The organism is uncultured Dokdonia sp., from assembly GCF_947492815.1.
In the GTDB taxonomy this organism is placed as follows: domain Bacteria; phylum Bacteroidota; class Bacteroidia; order Flavobacteriales; family Flavobacteriaceae; genus Dokdonia.
The window spans coordinates 1-9312 of record NZ_CANLOB010000050.1; the positions used below are offsets into that span (position 1 = coordinate 1).

The window sequence follows — 9312 nt, forward strand, 5'->3', positions numbered from 1 at the left end:
GAAATGTAATTTTTAGTTTTTTTCTCATTTAATTTTTTTGACTATTTGTAGAATGTTTAGGATAATTGGCTGTAACGTTAAATATATGGCATTTAGGGCAGAGGACAAGCGATTATTTTCGATTAAGCACTAAAGCCAAACTTTTGCATTTTGATTTATCTTTTTCATTATAAAGCCAAATCAAAAGATTTGGCGACACGGCAAACAAACACAGCCTTTTCGAATCAACTTTAACCGCCCTATTTGCTATATATAGTGTTACCAGCTTTTTTTTAAGCTCTCTTTATTATTAGATTTTCAATATTCATTTGGTCAATTGTCTTGTCTTTATACTCCATATTGTCAAAACTTAATAAAGACTTTCCTTCGTTAAGTTTTCTTTGTAAATATTTCAACAGTTTAACTTCAGTGTCAGGAGCAAATCCGTAAAAATCAAATGCAACTCTATCATTTTGTCCAATTCCACAAATAATAGAAAGTAGTTTTTGGTCAGCTCTTCCCATTTTTCTTAAGGTATATTCGGGTTTAATATTGAAAGCTTTTAAATCATTTTTTATTTTAATACTTTTTTGTCCATACAGCTTGTCTAAATATTGACCAACTTTTATTGGTTTAATGAAATCAAATAGACTCATTTTTAATTTACCAGGACACAAGTGTATTTTTACTCCTAAATTCTGGCTGTTATAATTTTCTATTATTTCAAAAATTTTTTTCACTCCCCAATACCCGTCAGTTTGATTTTCCTTTTCAGGCACTATCTGAACCCAAAATCGTATCATTTTTCCAGAATCTAATGTAAATTCAGGAATGAGGAATTCTTTTACGTTGAAACTTGGGTATTTCATTTTAATTGCTGGTAACGGTTAGTATATGAAAAGTAGGAGATTCCGAAGCACTAAACTTTCGGTTAAGCACAAAGTTTGATAAGAGCCAAGACTCTTGATTTTACTACTATTTCGCCTATTTTTTATATACATTGTTCTCTGCTGGCTTTCTTTTCATTCGTTTCTTTCAGCGTTGGCTTACAGCTCTTTGCAACCGCAGGAACGAGGATTGCAATGTGCTGTAAATTGCGTTGGCTGTTATAATCTTGGGTCAACATCTTCACTTTCCAATGCTAATACTCCAAAAACACTTTCGTGTATTCTTCTTAAAGGTTCTTTTCTTACAAACCTTTCCAATCCTTCTACTCCTAATGCAAATTCCCTCAACGCCAAAGAACGCTTTCTTGACAGCCCTCTGTTTTTGAGTCGTTGCATATTTTCTGGTAAGTCATATTCAGGGCCATAAATTATTCTTAGATATTCACTTCCTCTGCATTTGACGGCAGGTTGTAATAAACCTTCCTTACCATATGAAATGAAACCAAAAGATTTAACGACCATTCCTTCTCCACCTTTGTCTGTCATTTCAGTCCACCAATCAATAGCTTTCTGCACACTCTCATTGTCATTCGTCTCAACAACTTTGTAAGGCGTAATTCTAAATATTTTTTCATCTGCAAGGCAAACTTCTTTGATGTTCTCCATATGCCAGTGATGGTCTTTATCAACGTGTACAGCTCCTTCTGTTGCAAGAATATGGAAAGGTGCTAATTTGTAATCTTCCACAGAATTGACATCCCAACAATAATTTCTATAAGCATCAATGAATTTAGACACCGCTTTTTTCTTGTAGCTAAATTTATCTAAAATAGTTTCAACATCTTTAATTTCTCTGTCTTTTGTCTTTTGAAGTATTAGCTCAACAGCTGTTAAAGAGTTTTTGGCGGAAGAACCAACAGAAGCATATTGGTCTTGTAATAACGACTGAGCTTTTGCAGACCAAGGCATTAATTCTGCATCTAAACAAACCCAATCAGTTTGGAATTTATCCCAAAATCCAGATTTGGTTAATGCTTTTTGAACTCTATCGAGAAATTCTTTTTCTATATTACTATCATTAAAAAAGTTACGTCCCGTTCTTGTGTAGCAAATTCCAATTCCCTCATTTTCAATTCCGAAACGATTTAAAACAGTCTCTTCATTTTTACAAACCACTAAAATGGCACGTGAACCCATATGCTTTTCTTCACAAATTATTTTTTCAATTCCTCTTTTTCTATAATAATTGATAGCTTGTTCAGGGTGTTCTAAATAGTTCGGCAATTCACTTGTAGCACACGGTGACATTGTGGGTGGTAAATAAATGAGCCATTTAGGATTGATGGCAAAACGACTCATTACTTCTAATGCTGCAATGGAGTTTTCTTCTCTGATGGTCAAGTTATTTCGAAGACGTGTTTGCACAATTCGTTTCCCTATAACGTCATCAATGTTCAATAAATCATCATATTCTTGTTGATGACTTAGGTTAGATTCTACTTCTAACTCCAATGGTTTTATAGGTTCTGAATAAACTTTAGCAGCTTTAACAGAAATTAATTCTTCTTCGGGATAGCGTAAGGCTGTAAGTTCTCCACCGAATACGCAACCTGTGTCAATATCAATAGTTTTATTAAGCCATTCTGCTTTTGGAACAGGTGTATGTCCATATATAACCTTGGCTTTACCTCTATATTCAGAAGCCCAATTGTATCTTACAGGTAAACCAAATTCATCAATTTCTCCCGTAGTTTCTCCATATAAACAAAACGACCTAACTGCACCAGAGCCTCTTCCTTGCATTTCTTCTTTAATACCAGCGTGTGCAACAGCCAACTTTCCATCATCTAATATGTAGTGACTTATTAGGCTATATAAAAACTCTTTAACATCTGCTATAAATTCAGGCGTTTCGTTTTCTAATTGTTCCATTGTCTCAGCCAAACCGTGTTTCAACTGAACATTTTTGCCGTTTAATTTCTTTTGAAGTTTTAGGTCGTGATTTCCTGGAACGCAAAGGGCTGAACCACTTCTGACCATACTCATCACTAATTTTAGAACCGCTGGCGAATTTGGACCTCTGTCCACTAAGTCACCTAAAAATATCACTTGTCTATTTTCAGGATGTTTTATGTCTAATCCGTAATTCTTTCCATCAATGTCAACATATTTAATGTTATAACCCAATTTTTCTAAGAGTGAAATTGTTTCATCATAGCAACCGTGAATATCTCCAATAATGTCAAAAGGTCCTTGAAGTTCTTTTTTATCGTTGTAGAGTTTTTCTCTAATAATTCCAGAAATGGAATCTACTTCTTCTTCACTTTTTAAAACGTATATTTTTCTGAAGCCTTCTCTTTTAAGTCCTTTTATCGACCTTTTGAGTTGCTGTTTTTGTTGTCTTATTACGTGATTTCCAAAGTTTCTATCTTCTCTACTTTCATTTCTATCTTCACAAACTCTTTGAGGTAAATCTAAAACAATGGCAACTGGTAAGGTGTGATATTGTCTTGCAAGATTAATTAAACCTTTTCGGGCTTCGGTTTGTACGTTTGTAGCATCAACAACTGTTAAATGTCCGTTTTTTAGTCTTTTGCCAATGATGAAGTTCAGTACATCAAAGGCGTCATTTGTAGCACTCTGACTGTTCTCGTCATTCGATACAATTCCTCTACACACGTCAGAAGAAACGACTTCGTGTTTACCAAAATGCGTTTTAGCAAAAGTGCTTTTCCCTGAACCAGAAGCACCAATAAGTAATACTAATGATAATTCGGGTACTTTAATTTCCATATTCAAAAATTGCCATTTGTGAAGGTGCTCCTACTTTTTTGTCTTCCTCGCCAATAGGTAAGAAGTGCACATTATAATTATTAGTTTCTGCTACTTTTTTTGCCCAAGTTTCAAATTCTGTTCTTGACCATTCAAATCTATGGTCGGTATGTCGCATTGTATCAGCTTCCATATTTTCAAAAAGTACGTTGTATTCTCCGTTCGGTGTTGTTAAAATAACTGTTTTGGGTTTAGCACACTCAAAAACGACTCTTTCAAAAGATTTTAGTCTGTTCTCGTCAAGGTGTTCAATTACCTCTACAATTGCTGCTGCATCAAATCCCTCTAATCGTTTGTCTTTATATGTTAAAGCACCTTGAAACAGATTGATTCGTTCTTTTTGTCTTGGTGCCATTTCGTCCCAATGTAACCTATCTTTACATTTCGTTAATTCTTGGTAAGAAACATCCATTCCAGTTATATTACTAAATTGTTTTTCCTTTAATAACATTCGAATGAGTTTCCCTTCGCCACAGCCTAAATCAAGTACGCTACTTGCACCTGATTCTTTTAATTTACTCAAAACCAATGACAATCGTTGTTGATGTAAAGTCTCTTTTTTCTTTACTTCCTCTGAATCTGTTTCTTCCTGCAACTCCTTTGATTCGTCATCATCATTCAATCGCTCCAATGCCTGTCTTGAAAGAGAAGTGAGGTTAAAAAGATAGCGTCTTGTAATTTGTTCTTTTTCGGGATGGTCAGATAGCCAACCCTTTCCTTTTTCTAATAGTTTTTCAATCTCATTCTGACTTACATAATAATGTTTGTCATTGTCCAATGCTGGAATCATTACGTATAAATGAGACAACAATTCTTGAAGCGTAGTGGTGTGATTTAGTTTTAATGTAAAGTATTTACTGTCTCCCCAATTCACGAATTTGTCGTCCAAAATATGTCTTTCTAATTCCACTTTATAGCCAAGAGGTTCAAACATTTTTCGAATGAGGATTTCTCCGCCTTTTGGGGCAGGCAATACTGAAATAGTAACTTCAAATGGCATTTTAATATTTACTAATTCGGGTTTTTTACTACACTTACCATTCATTGCGGTTGAAAACGCTTTAGCAATGGCGACACTCATAAATGAAGAAGCTACATAAGGTCTGTCATTAACGTATTGTCCAAGAGAAAAGCCTTTTCCAGATAAGTTTCTGCCACCTCTCACCATATCAATTGGGTCAATATCCAATAATAAAGAAGCGGTAGTTCTTTCATCTGAATTTTCAGGATAAAATATATGTGCTTTTCCAATGGACAAATCAATGGATTGCAATTTGTCGGGATGTTTATGCAGCAAATACCCTAAGTCAGTTGCTGGTTTATGTGTCGTAGTTATGTTGAGTAACATTTATTCATTTTTATTTTTAGCGTTGGCAAAAAAAGCAATGTGTGCGATAGCACTCTTTGCTTTTGTGCGGTTGGTTTTTCAGCTTGCAGAGAACGGGATTGTATATGATTAGTGGCGTGGTTAAGCACCTAATTTAGCAAATAAAAACCGAATAGAAAATCCGCGAGGATTTTCGTAAGTAAGCTCAAACTAGCCATTAATTATATACGGTGTTACCCAACGTTTTTTATTCCGATTTTATTTTCAATCCAGTCGTGAAAGTATATTATAATTCCAATTATGAAATGAAAACCAATTAATATTTGTCCTAATAATTCAGTTGAGCCTTTTGAGTACATCCCAGAAAGTCCAGAAACAATGTGATAAGCAGATAAAATAAACAAACCAACATTCGATTTCCGAGTTAAAATCAACATTATGAAAATCAGTTGAAAAGTCAGTCGTCCAATTTGGGAAGGAAGTCTTTCACTACCCACTTTATTATAAACCAATACTATTAAAATCAGTTCCACAATCAAGGTCAGAACTATTGCTGAAATCAAAATAGGTCTTTTTTTCATTTAAATAGGTTGACATATATAATTCCATTAATTATAACAACGACAAAAGACGATATTGATATTGCAACCAGTTTCCAATGTCTTTTCATATCAAGGCTTCTAAATATCATATTTTTTCGATTATAAATATAAAGACTTGTAGATAATAATATACAAGGAATTAAAACCCAAATTACCATATAGAAAAACCCAAACCCTATTAATTCTTTAATCGGTTTATTGTCAAAAATATAAAAAACAATTAGAGGCAAGAAATTCAGAATCAGCAAAATTTTATAAACTATATTTAACAGTTTCATCAATTTTAATGCATATTCCGATATTGTAATTTTATTTATCAAATGTGGTTTTTCAAATGTTGGGTAACGGCTCCGTATATGAAAAGTAGCGCTGGAAATAAGCTGTTACTTTTCGGATTAATCACAAGCCGAATTTTTAAATTTTGCTATTTATCTTTTTATTGGAAATGGTCAAATTTAAAAATTTGGCGACTTTCCAAATATACCCAAACCATAGTTTTAGCAATGACTTGCGCTATTTTTTATATACACTGTTAGCTGTAGCCTTTTTTTAATGTAACCATATTATTCCTGTATTCGAAATCCATTTTTCATTTTTTTTAGTGAATAAAATTGTTTTTCCGCCACCACATAGTCCAGGACATAAATCTCTAATCATCATAACTGCTTTAGTCTTATCTTCTGAAAAGAGTGGAACTGAAAAACTATACCAGTTATTTTTATTAGAAAGATTAAATCCAAGTTCACTATTATTCCATTTGAAAGCTTTCAACTTTTCTTTTTGCTTAATCATTTCTGAAATATCTTGTTTCGTTAACTCAGAAAGTAAATTTTCAGAGTTCAGTTCATAAGTCCAATTAAGTGAGTCCGTTATTTTATTTTTATTTTCGTATTCTAATACAGACAATAAAGATTTGAAGTTTTCTTCATCAGATTTCGCTAAGTCAAAATTTATTTCTGGTTCTATTCTAAGACCGTAATTTAGATTCAGTTCTTGTTCATCTATAATGACTTTCATTAAGTCATAAATGCCCTGATTGTTTGCTACATCTTTGTTTGAAACTTGTCCGCAACTAATCAAAATAAATAATAAGGCAAATATGTATAGGGTTCTGTTCATAGGTTACAGCTAACGGTCTCGTATAACCGTCAGTTACGGGTTAATATGCTTTAATTTTCGGTTAAGCACAGACGTTAGTAATTTCGAGTGGATTCGGAGGTACTCGAATCCGTCGTAATTGCGGTTATACATTGTTAGGGTGCGTTTTTTATTATTTCACTTCCTTTTTCTATCAGACTTCCTAAAAAATCTGAAACTCCATTCAAATACCTTTGCATTTCTAATTCAATCTCTTCCAAATTCTTATTTAGATGATTTGCAAAATAGTCAAATTGAGTTAGTCGTTCGGTAACTTTTGGATCGTGTTTAATTGCATTATTTAATGCTCTACATTCATTTGCATTAGAATAATTGTCACAGGTTGTTAAATCAATTCCTTTATCACTAAAGCCACTCAAAAAATCATTCCATCTGTACGGTGTGGAAATTGTATTTTCTTCAATATTGTCTTTTTCAGATATGTATGCTCTGTATATTTTTCCTAAAAATTGTTCGCAAATAGCCCATAATCCAACAACAGTCATATGGTCGACGAAATTGATAATTCGTTTATGCTCAAACTCTTTTCCAATTAACCAACTCATTTTGCGAGCAGTTCCTAAATTCTCGATGTCTGCTGGGTTTTCTGTAAATGGTTCAATTTCTATTTCATCTAATTTTTTGTTTGATTTATTTATCTGTTGATAAACTATCTGATGAATCCTACAAAAGTCGACCAATCTCCACCCTAATTCATTATGTATAGGTCCTAATTTTTCGGATGTGTTCCATCCATAGCTTTTTGGGATATTATCTATTTCTTCAGGCGGGAAAGATAAAATTGTATAAATCGGTTTCTTTTCCATTTATTAATATCTTTTGTAGTTGTTCAAATGCACCCTAACGTGTTTGTATATGGTTTGTTGCGTGGTTTAAGCACCTAATTTAGCAAATAAAAACCGAATAGAAAATCCGCGAGGATTTTCGTAAGTAGGCTAGAACTAGCAATAAATTATATACGGTGTTAGCAAACGTTTTTATTCTTTTTCCCAATCAAGAAATCCTCCTGTTAATTTTTTAAATTCGGTATTAAAAATTGCTTTTTCTGTTTTTGGAAATTTTTCTAATAAATAGTCTAAAGACTCTATATATCGTTCGTTAATTATATTATGTTTCACTTCTGTTATCATCGCAAGAGCTTGTTCCATTGCAATTTTTCTTCCTAACTTTTGTTGAATGTCATATTCACATAATTGGTATATAAAGATTGGTATAAAATCATCTTTTAACATATTGAAAAATTTGTCATAATACTCTCTTCCAGTCGGTGAAACTCCATTTTTAAAACTAAATCCACGACCAATTCTACATAACATTACAGAGTGAATTAAGTTTAAGGCGATTTCATTTGGTATGTCCGTTGAATCTTCAAAATAGGTTATTATTTTTCTTATAATTGGTACTTCGTGATAGTAATTATCATACGCATAATGAGCATCTCTTAATTCGTTAGAAAGATTTTCTAAATTAATTATCCTTTCGTTTTCTGTCCTGTACTTATTTCCATTTGCTATTTCAAAAAACTCACAGCCTTTTTTGTATTTTTTAGTATGAAGATTATTGTTATAACCTTCAAGCATAATTCCGATTTTGTGCTTAACATTATCAACTGAAGCACCCCAAATAATTGGAATCATTTTGGAAATATTTTTCCTTAAAATCTGGCTACTTTCCTCTGAAACGTATAAACCAAAAATTGTTCTTAATATTCTACTGCAATGTAAAGATGATAAACTTGAAATTTGTGCCTTAATTTTTTCTACTTTGTCATCTTCAATTGTTTCTTCTAGGTTTTTTAAGTTTTCAATGAAAGCTTTAACTTGAATTGCAGAATCGGAAGGCATATCTTGTAAAACATCTTGAATACAAGTTTGAAACCATCCCATTAGTTCAAATGCATTTATTGTATAGTTTGTAGGATGTGATATGCCAATATCATTACGCATATCTAGTATATGAGCAAGTTTTTTGTATGTAGTTTCACTAATTAATTCTAGTTTTTTACAAGTGTTTAAAAGTGTGTTATCCTTTATTCCTGCTAAATCTTCTTCTGTATTGTAAAGCTCTCTCATTTTTCCGCCTACGGAAGCATCAAAAAATATGTCCAGTCCATAAGTAATTGCCTTGTTCCTTAAGGCTAAAGTTACTTCATTCCAAATTGAATTCAGAGCATAATCAAAAAGTCCGAAACCAGCACCAACAACAAACTTTGATAAATATCTAGCGTCTTTTTTTAATTCTAAAGGAAGTTGATTTATGTAATTAGGTAATGTTTGATTAATTATAGCTCTTTCTTGATTTGTCGCGATAATATTATCAGAAGGCAAACCTAGATTAGCTAAAAACTCTGTTATTTTTTGAACTTGTGATTCAACTATATCAGAGTGGTTTTCTGTGATGATTACTTCTTTATTGTTGTTATCCATTTATCTTGGTTTCAAATGTTTGCTAACGGTCTCGTATAACCGTCAGTTACGGGTTAATATACACAGACTTTTCGGTTTAGCATAGGCGTTAGCAATTCCGA

7 protein-coding genes are annotated in these 9312 nt (G+C 32.6%); all 7 read right to left on the reverse strand.

Translation table 11 applies throughout. From position 1 onward, the window contains the following. Positions 1–272: 272 nt before the first annotated feature. On the reverse strand, positions 273–848 hold the full coding sequence (locus tag Q1A01_RS23240; RefSeq protein WP_299685852.1) for a hypothetical protein: 576 nt from the start codon (positions 846–848) through the stop codon (positions 273–275). 237 nt (positions 849–1085) lie between these two features. After that, the gene (locus Q1A01_RS23245) at positions 1086–3659 is read right to left on the reverse strand and encodes a polynucleotide kinase-phosphatase (RefSeq protein WP_299685855.1); all 2574 of its coding nucleotides are present in this window, start codon (positions 3657–3659) and stop codon (positions 1086–1088) included. Beyond that, positions 3649–5046 (reverse strand): 3' terminal RNA ribose 2'-O-methyltransferase Hen1, encoded by a 1398-nt coding sequence (locus tag Q1A01_RS23250; protein WP_299685858.1) that lies wholly within the window; start codon positions 5044–5046, stop codon positions 3649–3651. The genes Q1A01_RS23245 and Q1A01_RS23250 overlap by 11 nt, the downstream gene beginning before the upstream one ends. Positions 5047–5258: 212 nt before the next feature. Beyond that, entirely contained in the window at positions 5259–5606 is a 348-nt protein-coding gene (locus tag Q1A01_RS23255; protein WP_299685861.1) for a hypothetical protein, read from the reverse strand. A gap of 570 nt (positions 5607–6176) precedes the next feature. After that, positions 6177–6746 (reverse strand): hypothetical protein, encoded by a 570-nt coding sequence (locus Q1A01_RS23260; RefSeq protein WP_299685864.1) that lies wholly within the window; start codon positions 6744–6746, stop codon positions 6177–6179. 134 nt (positions 6747–6880) lie between these two features. After that, positions 6881–7591 carry a hypothetical protein gene (locus Q1A01_RS23265; RefSeq protein ID WP_299685867.1) on the reverse strand — a complete coding sequence of 237 codons (711 nt, stop codon included), beginning with the start codon at positions 7589–7591 and terminating at the stop codon, positions 6881–6883. A 171-nt stretch (positions 7592–7762) separates the two neighbouring features. Next, positions 7763–9211, reverse strand: coding sequence for a hypothetical protein (locus tag Q1A01_RS23270; protein ID WP_299685870.1), 1449 nt, complete (start codon positions 9209–9211; stop codon positions 7763–7765). Positions 9212–9312 lie beyond the last annotated feature (101 nt).